Here is a 20,246-nt window from a genome sequence, read left to right as displayed (position 1 = left end):
CTCTCATCGTGAGGGCTTTTTTATTACTTTAAAATTGACAAGAGAGATAAAGACATGACATTAGAAATAGAAAGTGGTTTTGCATCAGGGACACTGGTTCATACTGATCAAGGTTTAGTCCCCATTGAACAGATAGAAGTTGGCGATAGGGTCTTGTCCAAACCTGAAAATGGTATTGGGGCGCAAGTTTACAAGCCTGTGGTCAGAACAGTTAAAACGGACAATGAGCCTGTACGCCTAGTTAAATGCATCTTGAAAGAAGTGCTGGATCAGGCTGAGGACCTAAGAGAGAGTGATTCCTTTGAGCTTGCTGATGGACGATTAGCTAAACTTTATGACAATGGGGGAGGAATGTTTACCGCAGCCCGTCCTATTTATCATTTCCCCTGTGACTTAAGTGGCTGGACTATTCGCTTTAATGAATATGGAGATGATGAAGGCGTAAGCATTGTTGATGTGGATTTAACCCCGGGTGTGATGCGACAACGTGACACTGGAGTACCTTATCGGGAAACTTATCTTGGCTGGTATAAGGATCACGGACAGCCCTATACCTGCATAGTTTATAACTTTGAAGTAGCCGATACGCATACCTATTATGTTGCTGATCTTGGTATATGGGCCAAAACAATTTAATCCTGATTTTTATCCAATAAAAAACCTCCTGAGTTAAACAGAAGGTTTCTTATTGCAGGGGCACAACAACGTTAAAATTAGTTTTGCTGAATACCCGCTACCAGCCATTCGCTGCTATTGGCAGGCTTCACAAAGTGCCAGGTTTCGCTAAACGGTACAGCCTGCGCATTTAAGGTTTCACTGACTGTTCCACTAAATTGCACGCTGGCAAAGTACTGGCCATTTTCAGTGCCACTGTCCACAACTTGTGCGTTGAGTTGCGGGAACTCAGCCAGATCATCATTGGACAGAATTTCATTGCGCACCGCAGCATACATATCAGGTGTAAAGTAGCGACGCACTTCTTCAATATTGCTGCTGCTATTCATGGATTGCAGGTGCAGGAACTTGGCACGCGCCTGACGCAAAAATGCTGCAGGTTCAGTCCCATCAGGCAGTTGCTGTCCACTGGAACTATATGCACCACCTGCTGCTGTACCCACGCTTTGACCAAAGATATTGGTATTATCACCGCCGGTAGAGAATGGACGCGAGGTAGGTGATGGCGCTACATTGGTGCGACCAAATGGCCCGGCACTATTAGGGGCAAAGGGGTTGCCATTAGCAGATGCTTTTTTTGCAGACAAGCGTCTAAACAGGAAAAATGCACCAATGGCCAGAATGGCGATCCACAGCCAGCTAAAACTGCTTTTTTGTTCAGCTTGTGCTGCCTGTGCATTTTGCTGTTGCGCTGTTGCTGCATCAGGAGAAGCTGCTGCATCACGAGAGGTGGCCGGGTCATTATCATTAGCTAGAGCATTAGCAGCCACGGCACCAACCGCAGCACCTGCCACACCCGCAGCAACCATTGTACCTACACCGGGGCCAGAGCGCTGTGGCTGGACAGTACCCTGTTGCACAGGCGCAGCAGTTTGACGGTTCTGGTTATAACCCTGATTGTAAGAAGACGATGAGCTACTGTTATGGCTACGGCTCATGCCATAACTTTTACCACCGCCCATCCGTTTTGCTTCAGCAAGCGGTGACAAAACCAAAGTCGTCATCATCAACGCTGCCACGACACCACGCTTATTGATTTGCATCTGCAATTTCCTGCTTTTAGATTATCAAGTTTAAATCATCAAGTGATAAACCATTAATGTAGTGTTTGCTGCCTAATTTCAAGCAAATACTCTGTTTGGAATTGTTGTTGAAGTGCATTAAGCCAGCCTTAAAAGCAATGAAATATCACACAATTAAGAAAGTTTTAAATCCTGGCTTAAGCCTTGGCAGATAACCCATTAGGCAGGCGCTGGTAACAAAAACAACAAAACTAGCTGTCCATTTGCAGGGCGGCATCCAGTGCTTCATGCAGGCGGCCAACCGCAATGACGTTAAGGCCTTTAATCGCTTGCTGTGGCATATTGGCACGCGGCACAATAGCAGTTTTAAAGCCATGTTTGACTGCTTCACGCAGGCGTTCCTGACCGTTAGGCACCGGACGGATTTCACCGGACAGGCCCACTTCGCCAAACACGGCCAGATGCTGTGGCAAGGCCTTACCGCGTAAACTGGAAGCAACAGCCAGCAGTACGGCAAGGTCAGAACCAGTTTCCATGACCTTGACCCCACCCACCACGTTGACAAACACATCCTGACCCGTGGTTTGCACGCCACCGTGCCGGTGCATCACGGCCAGCAGCATGGCAAGTCGGTTCTGGTCCAGACCCAGTGCAACACGGCGTGGCTGGGCATGGGCATCATCCACCAGCGCCTGAACTTCCACCAGTAGCGGACGGGTGCCTTCACGGCTTACCATCACAATACTGCCGGGAATGGCTTCATCATAACGGCTTAAAAAAATGGCTGAGGGATTGGGTACTTCACGCAAGCCTCGATCCGTCATGGCAAACACGCCCAGTTCATTCACTGCACCAAAACGGTTTTTGACCGCACGAATCATTCGAAAACGTGAGTCAGATTCACCTTCAAAATACAGGACGCAATCCACCATGTGTTCCAGCACACGCGGCCCCGCCAGTGCACCTTCCTTGGTGACATGGCCGACCAGAAACAGGGCAGTGCCGGAATTTTTGGCATAGCGGGTGAGCAGAGCAGCCGATTCACGGATTTGCGCCACGCCACCCGGTGCAGATTGCAGGCTTTCGGTATACAGGGTTTGAATGGAATCCAGCACGGCAACAGCAGGTTTTTCCTGCGCCAGTGTAGCGCAGATGGTTTCTACACAGGTTTCGGCCATCACACTTAATTGATGGGTAGGCAAGTCCAGACGCTGGGCACGCAAGGCTACCTGTGACAGTGACTCTTCACCCGTCACATACAGCGCACGAGTGCCTTCACCAGCCTGTTCTGCCATATGTGTCATGGTTTGCAGCAGAATGGTGGACTTGCCAATGCCCGGATCACCGCCAATCAGTACCACTGAGCCTGTGACCAGCCCGCCGCCCAGTACCCGGTCAAACTCACCAATGCCAGTGCTTAGCCGGGTTTCACGTGCCATGCTGATTTTGTTGAGCTTGGTGACGCTACTGGCCTGACCTGCATAGCCGCCCGCCACGATGCCCGCTTTGGCACGGTGGGTTGAGGCCGCTTCTGGCTTGCTTTCAACCAGACAGTTCCATTCGCCACAATCGCTGCACTGGCCAGACCATTTGGGATGAATCGTGCCACATTGCTGGCAAGCGTACTGGGTTTTGACTTTGCTCATTGTGTCCGTTGTTTTAATAAATGAGGCTTATTTTAGCGGGTTTTAATCTGCAAAAATGGATTTTAATGCAAAATGCGTCGTGATCTGACGTGTTTTGATGGAGTAACCCCGCGATAAAATTAAGCAATGTATCGTATGGCAGGTTGTATCGCCGGGCACTTCATTGTTAAATGGACAGGCTTATTTTTGCCTTACAACCATGAGGGATCTGCAAGCGCCAGCATTACAGTGGTGATAAAAAACCATGGGCTGTTTTTCAGCAGGCTGTCATTCAGGAATATATTTTGCTTGGGTAAGGCACAACAAAATTAGGGAAATTTTTCATGATGTCAAACGATGATGCCGTGAGTCAGTCATCGCCAGACCATTTGCAGCGTAAATTACAGAACCGTCATTTACAGCTGATTGCAATTGGTGGCGCGATTGGTACCGGCCTGTTTATGGGTTCAGGCAAAACCATTAGCCTTGCTGGCCCATCCATTATTTTTATTTACATGATCATTGGCCTGATGGTGTTCTTCGTGATGAGGGCACTGGGCGAATTGTTGCTGTCCAATCTGCAATATAAGTCATTTGTGGATATGGCGTATGATCTGTTAGGACCATGGGCTGGGTTTTTTACCGGTTGGACCTATTGGCTGTGCTGGGTATCGATTTGTATTGCAGACCTGACTGCCATTGTCAATTACCTGACCTTCTGGCTACCGGAGGGCACGCAGTTTACCCCGCTGGGTGGTGCAGCCATTAGTGCAGGCTGTGTGCTGTTTTTAATGGGACTGAATCTGCTCACCGTTAAGCTGTTTGGTGAAGTTGAGTTCTGGTTTGCCCTGATCAAGATTGTTGCCATTGTTGCGCTAATTTGCGCCGGGCTTTATATGGTGCTTACCGCCTTTACCTCGCCTAGTGGTTCGGTGGCGTCCCTGTCCAATTTGTGGACAGATGGCGGTATGTTCCCCAATGGCTTAAAAGGTTTTCTGGCTGGGTTCCAGATTGCCATTTTTGCCTTTGTAGGGATTGAACTGGTTGGGACCACAGCAGCAGAAACCAAAGACCCGGAAAAGAACCTGCCTAAGGCAATTAACTCCATTCCTATTCGGGTGATCCTGTTTTATGTATTGTCGCTGGTGGTGGTAATGTCGGTGACGCCATGGCGTTCAGTGGTGCCGGACAAAAGCCCGTTTGTGGAATTGTTCCTGCTGGCGGGTATTCCGGTGGCGGCGATTGTCATGAATCTGGTGGTGTTGTCGTCAGTCATGTCATCGATGAATAGCGGTATTTTTTCTACCAGTCGCATGTTGTTTGGTTTGGCAAAAGACAAGCAAGCGCCCAGCTTTTTTGAGCGTTTGTCCAGTGTGGCTGTGCCTGCCAATGGCCTGATCTTTTCCTGTGTGCTGATTATGTCTGGCGCATTGCTGCAATATTTTGTGCCCAATACCATCACTGCATTTACGCTGGTAACAACGCTATCCACCATTTTGTTTATTTGTGTGTGGATTATTGTGCTGCTGTCATACATCAAGTATCGTAAGACCCGTCCGCAGTTGCATGCAGCCTCTAAATTCAAGATGCCCGGCGGCGTTGCCATGTGCTATGCCGTGATTGCATTTTTTATTTTTACCGTGTTTATCCTGATTCTGGAACCAGACACGCGGCAGTCGCTTATTGTTAGCCCGGTCTGGCTGGTGGTTCTGGCCATTGGTTATCTGGTGATGAAACGCAAGCAGGTTTAGTGCTAGATTGAAGTGATGCACATTGCATGAATGTGCAATGGAATTCCAAGAGCCAGCGTAATGCTGGCTTTTTATTGGAATAAAAATGGTTTAATTATTTTGCTATTAATTTTTATTTAATCATTCAAGATTTGACTTCATAAGAAAGTTAATCTAATAAACACAGTGATATAAAACCAAATCCAAATGAGAAAAACCATGCAGCTACCAGAAGAAATTCGCCATCCTTTGCCTCCGTTTAACTTTGAAACCGCTATTCAGAAAGTGCGCATGGCAGAAGATGGCTGGAACAGTCGCGATGCTGCCAAAGTGGCACTGGCTTATAGTTTAGATACCCAGTGGCGTAATCGTGCCGAGTTTATCCATAACCGTGAAGATGCACGTCGGTTTCTGGAGCGCAAATGGGCCAAGGAACTGGAATACCGGCTGATCAAGGAGTTGTGGGCGTTTACTGATCACCGGATTGCGGTGCGCTACGCCTATGAGTGGCATGATGACTCCGGCAACTGGTTTCGCTCGTATGGCAATGAAAACTGGGAATTTGATGAAAATGGCTTGATGACAAAGCGCTACGCCAGCATCAATGATTTGCCCATTAATGAGAATGAACGCAAGTTTCACTGGCCGCTGGGACGCCGCCCTGATGATCATCCCGGTTTATCAGCACTGGGCCTATAAGCCTTTAAACTGAAACTTGTTTTGAATTAAATAATCAAACCAGCGTAATTCTGGCTTTTGAATGCATGTAATTGCAAAGTAGTAACGTAACGCTGTTTAAAACCAGGCCTTACCTAAAATGGGCATCACCACTGGTTCACAGCCAGCAGCCCGGATTTCCTCAATCATGCCCGGCATATCGACTTGTGGCAGCAGGTCTGGCGTGTCATGGATTGGCGTAACCATGCTGTCCCAGTGGCAGGGAATAATCCACTTGGGTTGTAGCAGGCGCACTACATCCTTCACATAATTGGGGCGATAATGACGGCCAATTGCACACAGGCACACAATATCTGCCTGTACGCCTGCCAGTTCTTCTTCAATAAAATCGGCAGAATCAATATGCACGACCTTGAGGTTACCGGTATCCACCAGCCAGTTTAAAACCAGTCCATGCTTGAGCTGATAAAACCGGGGCGGCCACGGCGGTGGCTCGGTCATGTCGCCCGGCAGCGGAATGCGTCCAAATGCAGCCTTGCCATGAATGGATGGCAGGCCACGAACCTGCCAGCTCCCAGATTCAATTATTTCATGGCCCTGGGTTTCGACCAGTTGTGCTTCGGGCAAGCCTGCTGCACGCCCAACCATGATGGTAGCCGTCGAACCAATCAGGCGTGCCCCGGTAGAGCGGCAAAGCTGCGGCGCATCCAGAATATGGTCATAATGCGCGTGGCCAATCAACACGTCATCGGCTTCAGGAATAAGCTGTTCAATCAGGGCGGTATTTGGCACTAAAGGCTGGCTCAAAGATTGCCACAGTGAAGGGCGGCTGATATAGGGATCAAGCGCGATAATCCGGTTCTGACTTTTCAGCACAAAACCTGCTGTGCCCAGATACAAAATTTCCAGCGTGCTGTTTGCAGATTTTGCAACGGGTGTATACCAACTGCGCTCTGGTTGATTTAGTAAGCGGCTTAAGATGGTTTTTTTCTTGCTGTGCTTGCCAGATTGATTATCGGTAGACCTGACTTGGGTTGATCTAATTTTGCTAGACATAACAATCCTTGTTGTCCCTGACCTGAGTAGTATTTTAATTGAAAATCTTGGTTGTTATAGCATAGTTCACGTGCAATTGAGCAGCGATGAATTTTTAGAAGTAATGAATTTTCAACTGTTAAAAAGCCAGCAGATGGACTGGCTGGCTTTTTGATTTACAGCTATTAATTTTGACTGGCTGATTGTTTGCCTGAAAAAATATTCAATCCGAAAAACTACTCAACCGGATCAAGGTCTTTATTGGCTGGGCCTTGGATTAGCTTGCCACAGGCATTAAAGCGCGAGCCATGTACGGGACAGTCCCAGGTTTTTTCGGCGTCATTCCAGCGCACCAAACCTTTCCAGTGCGTACAGACTGCACTGCATTTATGGACTTCGCCTTGTTCATCCTTGTACACCGCAATCTTGCGCAGCCCGTCCTGCATAATGGCACCCTGGCCATTGGACAGCTCATCAGGAGATTTGATGCTGGCCGGGGTGAGATAGTCTGCATAGGCCAGATTGGCGGTGATGTCTTCCTTAAGCATGGAGCCAATGGATTGCGGATGCAGGGTACGGCGTGAAGGATCATATAGTTCAGCCCACGGATTTTCACGTCCCAGAATCAAATCGGTAATCAGCAAGCCGCCGATGGTGGCATGAGTCATGCCATGCCCGGAATCTGCCGTAATCATGTAGACCGATTTCTGGCGTGGCGTCAGGCCGATATAACCCAGCGCATCCATAGGCTCAATCACTTCACCCGACCATTCATAGACTTTTTCCTGTACGAATGGAAAATGCTGGCGTGTCCATTGCTCCAGTGCGGCAAAATGCTCATCGGTATTGGTATCATGTCCAACCTTGTGATCTTCACCACCAACAATCAGAATATCGTCATGTCCCTGTTTGCTGGAAGCACAGCGGATATAGTGATAATTATGCGCAGTATCCCAGTACAGGGTAGGCAGGTAAGATTCCGGCGGAATGCGCAGGCCAATTGCATAGGTCATATACTGGGCTTGCTTAATTGAAAACTCGGCACTGTGCATGGGGCTATTGGTTGCAATAACAATCTGGCTGGCCTTGATGGTACTGCCGTGTGAAGTTTCGACATAAGGCTCGCTGGCATCATCCTGTACCTTGCTGACATGGGTGCCATCATATAAAAGTCCACCTTTGGCCTGAATGGCCTTTGCCAGTCCGGCTACATAAGCCAGCGGCTGAAATTGTCCCTGACGTGGAAAGCAAATGGCCGGGCCAAGTTGTGGCTGCTGTGGCGGAAAATCAACTTTTTGTGCATCGGTAAAACCGGCGCGTTGTGCTGCCTCAAGTTCTTTATCCAGCTCATGGCTATCCTGAGTGGTATGGGAAAAAAGATAGCCATCAACACGTTTAAATTCGCAGTCAATGTTTTCGTGCAGCACAATTTCTTCGATTTTATCAATGGCGCGGGTATGACTCTCTGCAGCAAGCTGGCTCCCAGTTTCACCAAAAAGGCGTTCCAGCTTGTAAAAACGGTCATCCAGTGCGCTAAACAAATGCGCTGTGGTACGTGAAGTCATCGTACCGCCAATCGGGTCATCATCCAGTACCACCACTTTCTTGCCGGCCTGGCTCAGCATATAAGCCACCGATAGACCACTAATCCCGGCACCGACAATACAGACATCAACGGTCATGTCAGGGGCTTGCTGGCCATTGGCCGAAATGGGCGGCTGAATATCCTGCCACAGTGAGGTGGTTGCGCCATTTGAATCGTGCATTGTGCTACTCCTGTACCTGGGTTCGGCCTGCTGTCCTGAAGTGGTTGACAAGGCAAATACCTGGGCATAATCGGGTTGGTCTAAAAAGGTTGTGATAACGCTAATTCAGTGAATTCTTGCCTTAAAACCAGTCATTAATTTGATTAAATTCTGTGCGTTGCCAATACGGTGCATCATAGTTTTAAAAGAACTGGCCCGGCTTTTCAGTCAATAAAGTGCGCTTTCCCTGTCAAACTCTGTAAGTTTGGTTATTTTATGAAAGCACGAGCTCTGTTAATAAAAAAATTCTGGAGAGATAAACATGTTTTACCAAGGTTATAGGTGATTAGTGCCAGATAGATGACATACTGCCAAACAGCTCCAAGTGCGAGTTTGCTGAAAAACCGTATCTATGGATTTTGCTTGGGTTATACTACTGCGCAATTTTAGAATTATTTTAAGGAATAATCATGCGCCTGGGCTTTTATGACTTTTCCGTTGCCTTGCTTTGCCTGACAGCTCTTGGGCTGGCCGCCTGTGGGCAAAAAGGGCCTTTGATCCTGCCTTCTGATCATGCTGCCAAAGACAGCAAAGCCATTTATTTGATTAAGCCGAAAAAGGCCAATGGCGAAGTGCAGCCTAATCCGCAAACTGATTTTTCAGATGAGCCGGGCACTGCAGTCACCAATTAATATCTTCATTTTAATGCATGATTTTTAGCTGTCGGCTTTTAAGTATTTTATCCTTTCGTTTTTTAGAAATAATAGGTAACTCATGAGTTTTGAGCGTATTGCAGGCATTTTGCATGCCGAGCAGGTATCACTGGCAGAAATTGCAAAAGCCCACGGCACCCCGCTATATGTTTATTCACGGGCTGCCCTCGAGCAGCACTATACAGCCTTTGATAAAGCGTTCGCCTTTATTGACCATCAGGTGTGTTTTGCGGTCAAGGCCAACTCCAATATTGGGGTGTTGAATGTTCTGGCGCGTCTGGGTGCAGGCTTTGATATTGTCAGTGGTGGCGAGCTGGCGCGTGTACTTGCTGCAGGTGGCAATCCGGCCAAGGTGGTTTTTTCTGGCCTTGGTAAAACTGAAGGTGAAATTGAACAAGCGCTCAAAGTCGGTATTGCCTGTTTTAATGTAGAATCCTATGCCGAACTGGCCCGCATTGACGGCGTAGCACAGCGTCTGGGCGTAAAGGCGCCAGTGTCCTTACGGGTTAATCCTGATGTGGATGCGCAAACTCATCCGTATATTTCCACGGGTCTCAAAGAAAACAAGTTTGGCGTGCCCAGCGACACCGTGTATGACACCTATCAATATGCTGCCAGCCTGCAAGGTCTGGATGTGGTTGGCATTGATTGCCATATTGGTTCGCAGCTCACCACCACCCAGCCTTTTGTGGACGCGCTGGACAAAATCATACAAATGATTGAACAGTTGAAAGCGCAGGGTATTCACCTTAAGCATATTGATATTGGCGGCGGTCTTGGCGTGCGCTATAACGATGAAACCCCGCCAACACCTGCCGAATATGCTAAAAGCCTGCAACCTGCATTAACCAAGCTGGGCCTGAAAGTATATATGGAACCAGGCCGCGCGATTAGTGCCAATGCCGGAGTGTTGCTGACGACTGTGGATTTGCTAAAGCCTACCGCGCACCGTAATTTTGCGGTGATCGATGCAGCCATGAATGACCTGATCCGTCCGTCGCTATATCAGGCCTGGATGAATATTGTGCCGGTTGCAGCACCACGCGAGCAAGATAGCAAGCAGTGGGATCTGGTGGGTTCCATTTGTGAAACCGGGGATTTTTTAGGTAAAGAGCGAGAGCTATCCTTGCAGGAAGGCGATGTGCTGGCCGTGATGGGTGCCGGGGCATATGGTTTTGTGATGAGCAGTAACTACAACACTCGCCCGCGTGCGGCTGAAATCATGGTCGATGGCAGTGACGTGCATGTGGTGCGTCAGCGTGAAACCCTGCAAGACCTGTGGCAACTGGAAAGCTGCCTGCCTGAATAACGGCTTTTTAAAGAATGAATGCGGCAATACCAAACGGAGAACATAATGCGGATTCAATTTAGCAAGATGCATGGTCTGGGCAATGACTTTATGGTGATCGATCTGGTCACCCAGCGCATGCCGCTGCATCCTGAGCTAATTCGCCGGTTGGCACACCGCAATTTTGGCATCGGCTTTGACCAGATGCTGATTGTGGAAGCTCCTGAGCGGCCCGATGTGGATTTTAAATACCGTATTTTTAATGCCGATGGATCGGAAGTAGAGCAGTGTGGCAATGGCGTGCGCTGTTTTGCCCGCTTTGTGCATGAACGTCACTTAACCAAAAAAGCCAAAATCCGGGTCGAAACCAACAGTGGTGTGGTCGAGCCGGAAATTAACAGCAATGCCTGGGTGCGCGTCAATATGGGTGAGCCGCGTTTTTTGCCGGACGATATTCCGTTTAAAGTTGAAAAACAGAGCGAGCAGTTGCCAGATAGCTATGCAGTAGATGTATTGGGTCAAACGGTAGCGCTGGACGTGGTGAATATGGGCAATCCGCATGCGGTGCTGCTGGTGGATGATGTATTGACAGCACCTGTCGAAAAACTTGGGCCAGCGCTGGAATCGCATGCGCGTTTTCCGCAACGGGTGAATGTGGGCTTTATGCAGATTATTAACCGGGGCGAGGTGCGCCTACGGGTGTTTGAGCGTGGCGTGGGCGAAACACTGGCCTGTGGTACTGGCGCCTGTGCAGCAGCAGTGAGCGGGATTCGCCGTGGCCTGCTTGACCCGGAAGTTCGTGTTTATCTGGCGGGCGGCCCTTTATTAATCCAGTGGCAACCCAATGAAGTAGTATGGATGACAGGGCCAACAGCAACCACCTTTGAAGGCACTTTTAATCCCTATGACTTCTATGTTCCTGAGCAAAACGAGGAGCAGTAATTCTCTAGATTTCTTGCGAAACTCTTATAATTTCTTTTGGCCAGTGGGATGATAGACACTGCTTTGCAAGAGGGATTCTTTATAGTTTCGTAACAGGGCTTTTTTAAGGATAACTGAGTGACCCAGCAGGATTTAAGTTTTTCAGAAACAGATCAGCCTGAAAATTCTTCTGTACAGGACAATCTGTCGGAGCTTGTGCAGCAATGGATGCAAGCCTTAATCCGCATGAACCTGTCTTTTCATACGCGAAAAGCCTATCAGCGTGACCTGTTGCAATTTACGGTATTTTTGTCCTGTAAATCCGTTGCCTTACAGCAAGTCACGCATCATACCTTGCGCCAGTTTGCTGCCCAGCGCATTGAAGTAGACCGCATTTCCAGCAGCAGCCTGCAACGCGAGCTATCAGCGGTACGCAGCTTTGCCGACTGGCTGGTTGAGCAGGAAATTATTGCGCAAAATTTTGCCCTTGATTTTGCCATTCAGCGGCCTAACCGGCCGTTGCCCGGTATGCTGGATGCGGAAATCATGCCGCAGATTCTGGATCAGGTAGCACCAGAAAAGGAGCGTGATGCACAACTGTGGTGTCGGGATAAAGCCATTCTGGAGCTGTTTTACAGCAGTGGTTTGCGCTTGTCTGAGCTGGCCAAACTGACTTTAACGCAACTGGATCTGGCGCGTGGGCTGGTGTCTGTTGTTGGTAAGGGCAATAAAACCCGCGTGGTGCCAGTGGGTAGCAAGGCCATTGAAGCGCTGCAAGCCTGGCTGCAATTACGCAATAGCTGGGTTGCACCTGAAGAGGATGCGATTTTTGTAAGTGAGCGTTCTGGTAAGGGCTTGAGCACCCGTCAGATTGAACGCCGAGTAAGTTTGCAGGCTGAACGGGCTGGCATTAGTCAGCATTTGCATCCGCATTTGTTGCGGCATTGTTTTGCATCGCATTTGCTGGCCAGTAGTGGTGATTTGCGTGCGGTGCAGGAGTTGCTAGGCCATGCCGACATTAGCACCACGCAAATTTATACCCATCTGGATTTTGCGCATCTGGCCAAAGTCTATGACAGTGCCCATCCACGGGCGCGCAAGAAATCATCCTAAAGCACAGCCATACCTAAGATTTTTTTGAAAAATCAAAATAATTGGCAGCTTATGGTAATGAGCTTGCTGTTATAATTTTTGCCAGGATTAAAATTATAACAGCAGGTTATTGCATGGCTGACCTTTACGCTTCCTTACGGTCTATTGTTGATCAACCCCAAAAGCTGTTTCAGATCATCTTGAGAGTACTCAAGTATTTGTCCTTGGCATGCCTGATTTTTTGTGCAATTGGTTTAACGCATGCGATCAAACGCATTTATCCGCTCTGGGTTAATGACGCTGTAACGCAAGGTATTATTGTGGGGTATCAGCCAACAAGCTGGCATCAGCACAGTAGTACAGGCGGCAGGGTTGTCACCACACAATTGCCAATCGTTGAATTTATAGTAGATAAAAAACCTGTCCGGTTTATCGATCATTTTGGCCATGACATTCAGCATTTGCAGGCGACTGTGCCTGTGATTTATGCAGCCGATCAACCAGAATTAGCGATCATTGATAAAGACCCTTTAAAGAACTGGCTCGAAGTTTATATCTGGCTCTTTGGTTTGATATGTGGCGTGCTGGGGCTAAAGCGCTTTAGTCAAATTCGTGTTAGTGATCTCTAAGGATCAGTGTGTAGAAGTTAATATGCAAAAGCCGGATTATCTTTATCATGGTTCGCCCAAACAGCTTGAGGTATTAAAACCTACTCAGGCAACCGGCTTTAGCGGGGCAGGTGACAATGAAAGTGCTGTTTATGCAGTCGCACGCTATGAGTTAGCGGTTGCCTTTGCGCTTAGTTTAACAGCTCAATCTGATACTGCCGTGTTTTCAGTGAATACTGATATGAATCCACCGATTATCCAGTTAAAAGACACTTTAATTGACTGGCAAAAAATTGGTTATATTTACAAGTTACCTTCAACCTCATTTCAACTAATTGCCCCAGACCAGTGGGTGTCTTATACGGCAGTAAGACCTGTAGAAGTTTTTAAGATCAATCCCATGGATTATAAAAGCTGGATCACTCTATTATGACTATACAAGATCATCCCAGCTTTGCTGCAAATTTTCAGCGCTTGTTTATTTGGGCATGGCTCATTGATACGGGTTTGTTTGTAAGCAGTTTATATAGCCTTAAACATCACTATATTATGCTGGGTTGGACGCTTGCGGTTGGCTTTGGTGTTTTCACTGTATTTATTCTGGGTTATGGCTATTATCAGCTTTTTCATATAATTTGCCCCAATTGTGGCGGCCCAACGACTACTCAAAAAAATAATACGCAGCAAATCTGGATGGCAAAATGCAAACATTGCAACGTCATATGGAACTTGAAAATAGGAACGAAAAGAGTTGATTAAACTATATTTAAATTATCCAAAATGGCTTTTAGGGCAGTGATTAAAACCTATGAAAATTCGTGACTTTCAGCCCGCTGATGCACAGGCTTTGTACACTATCTTTTATGAGGCAGTGCATCAGGTTGCCAGCAGGGATTATAGTGCTGAGCAGTGCAATGCTTGGGCGCCGCTTGATTATGACGAGCACGCATGGACAGCGCGTCTTATTAAAAACAAGCCTTTTGTGGTAGAGCAACAAGGCCAGCCTGTTGCCTTTGCTGATTTGCAGGACAATGGCTATATCGACCAGTTTTTTGTATCCGCACAGTTCCCCCGACAAGGCGTTGGTGCATATTTAATGCAGCATTTATTGAAACAGGCAGGGCTGAATCGCATGCCACTGCTAACCTCAAATGTCAGTATTAGCGCGCAACCATTTTTTCAGCATTTCGGTTTTTTCATTGTGCAGCAGCAAATGCCCGTGGTACGTGGTATTGCCTTGTCCAATGCATTGATGCATAAAGTGTTGCTATAGAAAAATTAGTAAGTAGATAAGCGTTTAATCAATCCAGCCATTTTGCCGGGTATGCTGCAATGCCTCAGGGGTATCAATATCGAAGGCAAGCTGGGGGGCAGGCATTTTTATTATTTTATCAGGTTGCTGCATCAGCAGTTTTTTTAGGCCGCTATCACCTGCCAAACTCTCACTTTGCTGCAATAATTCTGGCTGCACGATGGCAGGAATGCCGATGGTGTCACTATATTGGCTCACGATATTCATGTCCGGATACTGGATATTTTGCTGAACCATTCGCTGCAAATAAGCTGCATCCAGCAAGGGCTGATCAATCCCAACAATCAATACTTGCCCATGATGGTTGTTTAGACAGAGGGCACCCGTCTGTAATGAGCTTGCCATGCCTGTATCGGCTTGCGGGTTGAGTACAAGCTGGATGGGCAAATCTTCAAGCAAAGAAGAAATCTCCACGGTGTGATTAGCAACGACCATAACGCATTGTGGATTTAAGGAAATTGCAAGTTCGGCCACATGACGAACCAGCGGCTTACCATTTTTTAGTAATAATTGCTTGGGTTGTCCTAAACGGCGGCTTAAACCAGCTGCCAGAATTAACACTGCCAGATGAGGTAAAACATCTGTATTGGTTGAAATTTGTGTTTCTGCATGTTGGGAAAACTGGTTATTCAGCATGAATGGATAAGTCACGCTGTTTTAACATTTTGCCGCTACGCTGGTTCAGGGTAGCCGTAATTTCTGCCATAATTGCCAATGCAATGGCTTCGGGCGTATCACCGCCAATATCCAGTCCAATCGGGTAATGTAAGGCTTCCAGACCTTGGTCAATCTGGGTAGGGTCAGACAAACTTTGCTGAATTTCGGCAATTAGGCGTTCGGTGCGGTAACGCGGCCCAAGCTGGCCAATATAACGTGGTGGATTGAGCAACATTTGTTTTAACCACTGACGATCCTGCGCCAGACTATGACTCATAATGGCAACTGCCGCACCATTGGTGAGATTGGTTAATTCAGCCAAAGCAGCTGTGTCCTTTAAATCAACAGCTTTTAAGTCAATACAGCGCACATGGTCAGCGTCCATAAAGCGTTCCCTACGGGCAAAGTGCGGCCTGCTGTCAATCACGCTCACATGCCAGCCCTGCATTTTTGCCATGCTCACCAGTGGCTGCGCATCGTGACCTGCTCCAAAAATCACCAGCCGGTTGGGCGGGGCCACGTATTCCAGAAATACCTGAATACTACCCTGTGCCGTTTGATAGGTCTGATGCAGGCTTTTTTGCCGGGTGAGGGTAAAAATCACATCGTTATGCAGCGTTTGATGTAGGTTGCTATCAACTGGACTATTGGTTTGGATAATCCAGCGTAATTCATGCTGTACTGGATCAAGCAGCAAACGGTCGCCCAGTTGCAAGCTGGTTTCTTTACCAGTGCTTGGCTGAGTGCTAATGACAGTAGCAATCACGCCAGCACGGTGACTGGCCTGCACATGACGCAATAACTGGCTAACAGCAAGCATGGCTGGGCTATTCAGGCGTTCAAACAAAACGCTGACTGTGCCATTGCAACCTAGCCCAAAAGCAAGGGCTTCATCGTCATCAGCTTCAATGTCATTTCCATGATGATCATGAACACCCTGAGTTTTGGCATAAGCATCAGGATCAGTGTAAAAATCGGCATGACCAGTATGATAACGCTGTAATGCTGGCTGGGCATTTCGGGTCAGCCACTGGGCTTTTTTACAGGCTTCGTTTTCAAGGCAGCCGCCGCTAATCGTGCCCACAGGCTGACCATGTGACCAGATCAGCATACGGGCACCGGGACGCCGGTAGGCCGAGCCTTCCACCTGCACTACTGTGGCCATGACAGCATCATCCTGCTGGCGCTGTGCCTGATCAATGGCATGAAGCAGGGCAGTCAACTGGCTCATGGCATTACTCCTTTGGCTTGAAATGAAGTAAGCACTTAAATGGCAGGAAGCTGATCAAGCAGCTTGTCCAGTGTGAGCGGATAGTCATAAATGCGGATACCGGTTGCGTTATAAATCGCATTGGCAATCGCCGCACCTGCGCCAGAAATCCCCAGTTCGCCCAAGCCCTTGGCATGCAGAGGGTTGGCATAAGGGTCACGTTCGGGCAAAAACACCACATCAATCGGAGGAATGTCCGCATTGACCGGCACGTGATACTCTGCAAGGTCATGATTGACCAGACGGCCATTGTGCGGGTCATGCAGGAGTTCTTCCATGAGTGCTGCACCAATGCCAAAAATCATACCGCCATAACATTGCGAGCGTGCAGTTTTTTCATTGAGAATGCGTCCGGCTGCAAACACGCCCAGCATGCGGCGAATCCGGGTTTCACCTGTCACCACATTAACGGCCACTTCGGCAAAATGTGCCCCATAACTGGCCTGAGTGTATTCCTTGCTGGTTTTGCCGGGTTCAATCTGGCCCATGGCCACAATATTTTCCTGAATCAGTTCGGAAATTGCCTTGCTCATGCCATTGCCGCTGGCTTGTCCGGCTTGCAGGGTTAAGTTGTCTTCTTCAACACCCAGCGCTTTTGCCAGTGTTGCACGAATTTCTTGACAGGCCAGATAAACCGAGCTACCCGAGCTACAGGCGCCAACGCTACCACCTGAACCGGCAGCCGGTGGAAAATCGGTATCGCCCAGCCGAACGTCAACCTGCGATACAGGTAACCCCAGCATGTCAGCGGCAATCTGGGTTAACACGGTATAAGTGCCAGTACCAATATCGGTCATATCCGTTTCAACAACGGCCTTTGCATCCGGTGTCAGGGTCACGCGCGCCGCCGATGCCTTAAGCTGGTTGCTGCGGGTGGCCGAAGCCATGCCCATGCCTATCAGCCAGTCACCTTCACGCTGGCTGGCTGGTTGTTTATGCCGTTTTTCCCAGCCAAAATGTTTGGCACCATAATCCAGTGTGTCAGTTAGTTTGCGGGTAGAAAAGGGAAGTCCCTTACTGGGGTCTATGGCCGGGTCATTGAGTTTGCGCAACTCTACCGGGTCCATGTCCAGTTTTTCGGCCAGTTCATCCATCGCACATTCCAGCGCCAGCATGCCCACTGCTTCACCGGGTGCGCGCATGGAACCTGCTAATACCTGATTCATGCGCACCATTTCATATTTAACTTCCCGGTTTTGGCCGCTATAGGCAAAATGGGTGGAAATAGCCGTGGGCTCAAAAAATGTTTCACCGGGCAAATTGGTGCAAATCGTGTTATGGATTATGGTATGAATGCGTCCATTATGATCAGCGCCCAGTGCCACGCGCTGATGGGTATTGGTACGACGCACAGTACTTTCAAATACCTGAATCCGGTGCATCACCACTTTAATGCGGCGCTGAAGCTGTTTGGCAGCAATTGCAGCAGCAATCGATTCGGGCGAGATACCCAGTTTGGAACCAAACCCGCCACCCACATAACGTGAAATCAGGCGGACATTATCCGGTTTTAAACCCAAAGCATCACAAATCTGCTGCTTGCAGGATGATAGCATTTGCATGGAGCAGTGCAGGATAAGCTGATCGCCATCCCACTCGGCAATGGTGGCATGCGGTTCCATGGCAGCACTGTTCTGGCTAGGCGTTATATAAATGGAATCTACCTTAACTGCTGCAGTGGCCAAGCCTTCATCCGGGTTGTTTTTATGCTCGGGCTTGTCATTGCCAGAAGTAATCGGTTCACGCTTGCCAAGCTCGGCAATAAAGTCAAATGCGCCCTGTTCATGGGTATAGTGCACTTTAAGGGCTGCTGCGCCTTCACGCGCTGCCTCAAACGAGGTTGCCACCACCAGTGCAATCGGCTGACCAAAGTAGGAAATTTCCTTAACCCCCTGCGTGGGTGCTTTTTTCTCACCGCCCTGCTGCGAGTTGCGAATAAACGCCTTAAAGTCAGTGATAACAGCCACCACGCCATCAATTGCAGTTGCGCTGCTCTCATCAATGGATTCCACTGTACCTTTGGCAATGCTGGCACTCACCAGATAACCATGCAATGCTTCACCATCAAACGTATATTCAGCCGCATAAGTTGCCCAGCCACTCACTTTAAGTGGGCCTTCCACCCGGCTTAGTTCTTCGCCTACACAAGGATTGGGAACACGATCCAGCAGTGATTCTACGGCCTGATCCATCACCAGTTGAGAAGTCTCGCTCATTGCAGTTCTCCCTTGCAGGCATCATTAAGTACGGACAGCAAAACCCGACGGGTTAGCGCTATTTTAAAATCATTATCGCCCGAGCCCTTAGCATCCTTGAGTAGCAAATCGGCTGCCTGATTAAATAACTGCGGGCTTGCAGGCTGGCTGCATAGCAATTGTTCTACTTCCATATTGCGCCATGGCCTTACCCCAATACCACCAAATGCTAGCCTTGCACTATTAATCTGGCCTGCTGTTGCATCAATCACTGCAGCCACTGAAACCAGCGCAAAGGCATAGGAAGCGCGATCACGTACTTTACGGTAGGCATGTTGTCCGGCAGGCGACAGCGGTAAAATGATATGGGTAATCAGTTCACCTGTTTCCAGTACAGTTTCACGTTCGGGGTGATCTTCGGGCAGCAGATAAAAATCTGCCAGCGCAATACGTCGGCTAGTGCCATCAACGCGCTGGGTTTCTACACTGGCATCCAGTGCCTGCATGGCAACTGCCATATCGGAAGGATGCTGCGCAATGCAGTGCTCACTAATTCCCAATATGGCATGCATGCGGTTACGCCCTTCGCGTGCAGGGCAGCCTGAACCAGGAATACGCTTGTTGCAGGGACTGGTAGGTGAATAAAAATAATAACAGCGGGTGCGCTGGAGCAGATTGCCGCCTGTGCTGGCCTTGTTGCGCAACTGGCCGGAAGCACCTGCCAGCAAGGCGCGCGATAACACCGCATATCGCTCACGAATTAGTGGATGCGCTGCAAGGTCGCTATTAGTCACCACCGCGCCAATCTTCAGGCCACCATCCGCCGTTTCTTCAATATCAGTTAAGGGCAGGCGTGAAATATCAACCAGGGCAATTGGGGTTTCTATTTGCAGTTTCATCAGGTCCAGCAGGTTAGTACCACCGGCAATGTATTTTCCACCCTGACTCCCCTGTATCTGATTGTCATCTATATGGTCTGGGTCAACCTGACTGGCAAGCAAGTGAGGGGCCTGTTCAGGCGTATCGGCACGAAAATAAGCAAAGGTTTTCATGTATTGTCCTCACTTAAGGCACTGGCCGCGACGCGTTTAATTGCCCTGACAATATTGGGATAGGCTGCACAGCGACAAATATTGCCACTCATGCGTTCAGCAATTTCTTCATCCGTGAGAGGAGGCTGGCTGTCAAGCGCCTGTGTCACATGGCTGGGCCAACCCTGTTTTAATTCTTCAATCATGCCCATAGCCGAGCAAATCTGACCTACAGTACAATAGCCACACTGGTAGGCATCTTCTTCCACAAAGGCTTCCTGCATGGGAATCAATGCACCGGGCGCACCCATGCCTTCAATGGTAATGATTTCATCATCCTGATGCATAACCGCCAGCGTCAGGCAGCTATTAATCCGGCGCCCATTAACCAGCATGGTACAAGCCCCGCACTGACCGTGATCACAGCCTTTTTTTGAACCCGTTAAATCCAGATGTTCCCGGCATAAATCCAGCAGGGTAGTGCGTATATCCACCTCAACTTCATAATTGGTTCTATTAATATTAATTTTCATAACAAACCTCTGTGGCTACTTTTGCTAAAAGTATTTGTATGGCTAAAAGGCAGTGTGCAGGCTTGGCTTCATTCCATTGAAACGTTGTATTAATCAGTGGCTGGCCTAAGTTTCAA

Annotated in this window: 20 protein-coding genes; 11 read left to right on the top strand and 9 right to left on the bottom strand. The window is 48.5% G+C overall.

Translation table 11 applies throughout. The features are described from left to right. Positions 1-54: 54 nt before the first annotated feature. The gene (locus tag Q337_RS18300; RefSeq protein ID WP_051526605.1) at positions 55-636 is read left to right on the top strand and encodes a Hint domain-containing protein; all 582 of its coding nucleotides are present in this window, start codon (positions 55-57) and stop codon (positions 634-636) included. 77 nt (positions 637-713) lie between these two features. On the opposite strand, the gene Q337_RS0105895 is transcribed toward Q337_RS18300, so the two are convergent. Both Q337_RS0105895 and radA read right to left on the bottom strand, forming a co-directional pair. Next, a complete protein-coding gene (locus tag Q337_RS0105895; RefSeq protein ID WP_026470806.1) occupies positions 714-1,718 on the bottom strand; it encodes a Tim44 domain-containing protein in 1,005 nt (334 codons plus the stop codon). Positions 1,719-1,948: 230 nt separating this feature from the next. Beyond that, entirely contained in the window at positions 1,949-3,343 is a 1,395-nt protein-coding gene (gene radA, locus Q337_RS0105890; protein ID WP_026470805.1) for a DNA repair protein RadA, read from the bottom strand. Between the two features lie 323 nt (positions 3,344-3,666). Here radA and cycA point away from each other — a divergent pair, with 323 nt between their 5' ends. Further along, positions 3,667-5,073, top strand: coding sequence for a D-serine/D-alanine/glycine transporter (gene cycA / locus Q337_RS0105885; protein ID WP_034279233.1), 1,407 nt, complete (start codon positions 3,667-3,669; stop codon positions 5,071-5,073). A gap of 198 nt (positions 5,074-5,271) precedes the next feature. Then, complete coding sequence (locus Q337_RS0105880; protein WP_026470803.1) at positions 5,272-5,751, top strand: nuclear transport factor 2 family protein; 480 nt, start codon at positions 5,272-5,274, stop codon at positions 5,749-5,751. Positions 5,752-5,847: 96 nt separating this feature from the next. Here Q337_RS0105880 and Q337_RS0105875 read toward each other — a convergent pair whose 3' ends face one another. Next, a complete protein-coding gene (locus Q337_RS0105875; protein WP_026470802.1) occupies positions 5,848-6,711 on the bottom strand; it encodes an MBL fold metallo-hydrolase in 864 nt (287 codons plus the stop codon). Positions 6,712-7,001: 290 nt separating this feature from the next. Next, positions 7,002-8,531: an FAD-dependent oxidoreductase gene (locus tag Q337_RS0105865; RefSeq protein ID WP_026470801.1), complete on the bottom strand. Its 1,530-nt coding sequence runs from the start codon at positions 8,529-8,531 to the stop codon at positions 7,002-7,004. Between the two features lie 449 nt (positions 8,532-8,980). On the opposite strand from Q337_RS0105865, the gene lptM reads away from it, so the two are divergent. The 8 genes from lptM (at position 8,981) to Q337_RS0105825 (ending at position 14,405) form a co-directional block, all read left to right on the top strand. After that, positions 8,981-9,202 carry an LPS translocon maturation chaperone LptM gene (gene lptM, locus Q337_RS19370; RefSeq protein ID WP_026470800.1) on the top strand — a complete coding sequence of 74 codons (222 nt, stop codon included), beginning with the start codon at positions 8,981-8,983 and terminating at the stop codon, positions 9,200-9,202. A gap of 82 nt (positions 9,203-9,284) precedes the next feature. Continuing rightward, positions 9,285-10,532, top strand: coding sequence for a diaminopimelate decarboxylase (gene lysA, locus Q337_RS0105855; RefSeq protein WP_026470799.1), 1,248 nt, complete (start codon positions 9,285-9,287; stop codon positions 10,530-10,532). A 45-nt stretch (positions 10,533-10,577) separates the two neighbouring features. Further along, a complete protein-coding gene (gene dapF, locus Q337_RS16935; RefSeq protein ID WP_051526604.1) occupies positions 10,578-11,453 on the top strand; it encodes a diaminopimelate epimerase in 876 nt (291 codons plus the stop codon). Between the two features lie 183 nt (positions 11,454-11,636). Further along, a complete protein-coding gene (locus Q337_RS0105845) occupies positions 11,637-12,545 on the top strand; it encodes a tyrosine recombinase XerC (protein ID WP_026470798.1) in 909 nt (302 codons plus the stop codon). A 41-nt stretch (positions 12,546-12,586) separates the two neighbouring features. Further along, a complete protein-coding gene (locus Q337_RS0105840; protein WP_156935711.1) occupies positions 12,587-13,153 on the top strand; it encodes a hypothetical protein in 567 nt (188 codons plus the stop codon). A gap of 22 nt (positions 13,154-13,175) precedes the next feature. Then, positions 13,176-13,565, top strand: coding sequence for a hypothetical protein (locus tag Q337_RS0105835; protein ID WP_026470796.1), 390 nt, complete (start codon positions 13,176-13,178; stop codon positions 13,563-13,565). Beyond that, entirely contained in the window at positions 13,562-13,891 is a 330-nt protein-coding gene (locus Q337_RS0105830; protein WP_026470795.1) for a hypothetical protein, read from the top strand. Before Q337_RS0105835 ends, Q337_RS0105830 begins: the two co-directional genes overlap by 4 nt. A gap of 49 nt (positions 13,892-13,940) precedes the next feature. Next, entirely contained in the window at positions 13,941-14,405 is a 465-nt protein-coding gene (locus tag Q337_RS0105825) for a GNAT family N-acetyltransferase (protein WP_026470794.1), read from the top strand. 24 nt (positions 14,406-14,429) lie between these two features. Here the strand turns inward: Q337_RS0105825 and Q337_RS0105820 are convergent, their stop codons facing one another. From Q337_RS0105820 to Q337_RS16925, 5 genes are read right to left on the bottom strand one after another with little or no spacing between them, the layout of a single operon-like run. Continuing rightward, on the bottom strand, positions 14,430-15,095 hold the full coding sequence (locus tag Q337_RS0105820; protein ID WP_156935710.1) for a nucleotidyltransferase family protein: 666 nt from the start codon (positions 15,093-15,095) through the stop codon (positions 14,430-14,432). Then, positions 15,070-16,332, bottom strand: coding sequence for an XdhC family protein (locus Q337_RS16930; protein WP_034279230.1), 1,263 nt, complete (start codon positions 16,330-16,332; stop codon positions 15,070-15,072). The genes Q337_RS0105820 and Q337_RS16930 overlap by 26 nt, the downstream gene beginning before the upstream one ends. Positions 16,333-16,367: 35 nt before the next feature. Beyond that, complete coding sequence (locus tag Q337_RS0105810; RefSeq protein WP_026470792.1) at positions 16,368-18,587, bottom strand: xanthine dehydrogenase family protein molybdopterin-binding subunit; 2,220 nt, start codon at positions 18,585-18,587, stop codon at positions 16,368-16,370. Continuing rightward, positions 18,584-19,618, bottom strand: a complete 1,035-nt coding sequence (locus Q337_RS0105805; RefSeq protein WP_026470791.1) for an FAD binding domain-containing protein — start codon at positions 19,616-19,618, stop codon at positions 18,584-18,586. Before Q337_RS0105805 ends, Q337_RS0105810 begins: the two co-directional genes overlap by 4 nt. Next, entirely contained in the window at positions 19,615-20,130 is a 516-nt protein-coding gene (locus Q337_RS16925) for a 2Fe-2S iron-sulfur cluster-binding protein (protein WP_084494729.1), read from the bottom strand. The genes Q337_RS0105805 and Q337_RS16925 overlap by 4 nt, the downstream gene beginning before the upstream one ends. Between the last annotated feature and the right edge of the window lie 116 nt (positions 20,131-20,246).

This window comes from Alkanindiges illinoisensis DSM 15370 (assembly GCF_000619845.1).
GTDB lineage: Bacteria > Pseudomonadota > Gammaproteobacteria > Pseudomonadales > Moraxellaceae > Alkanindiges > Alkanindiges illinoisensis.
The sequence above is the reverse complement of the archived record's forward strand: the minus strand, read 5'-3'. Positions and strand labels throughout refer to the sequence as shown.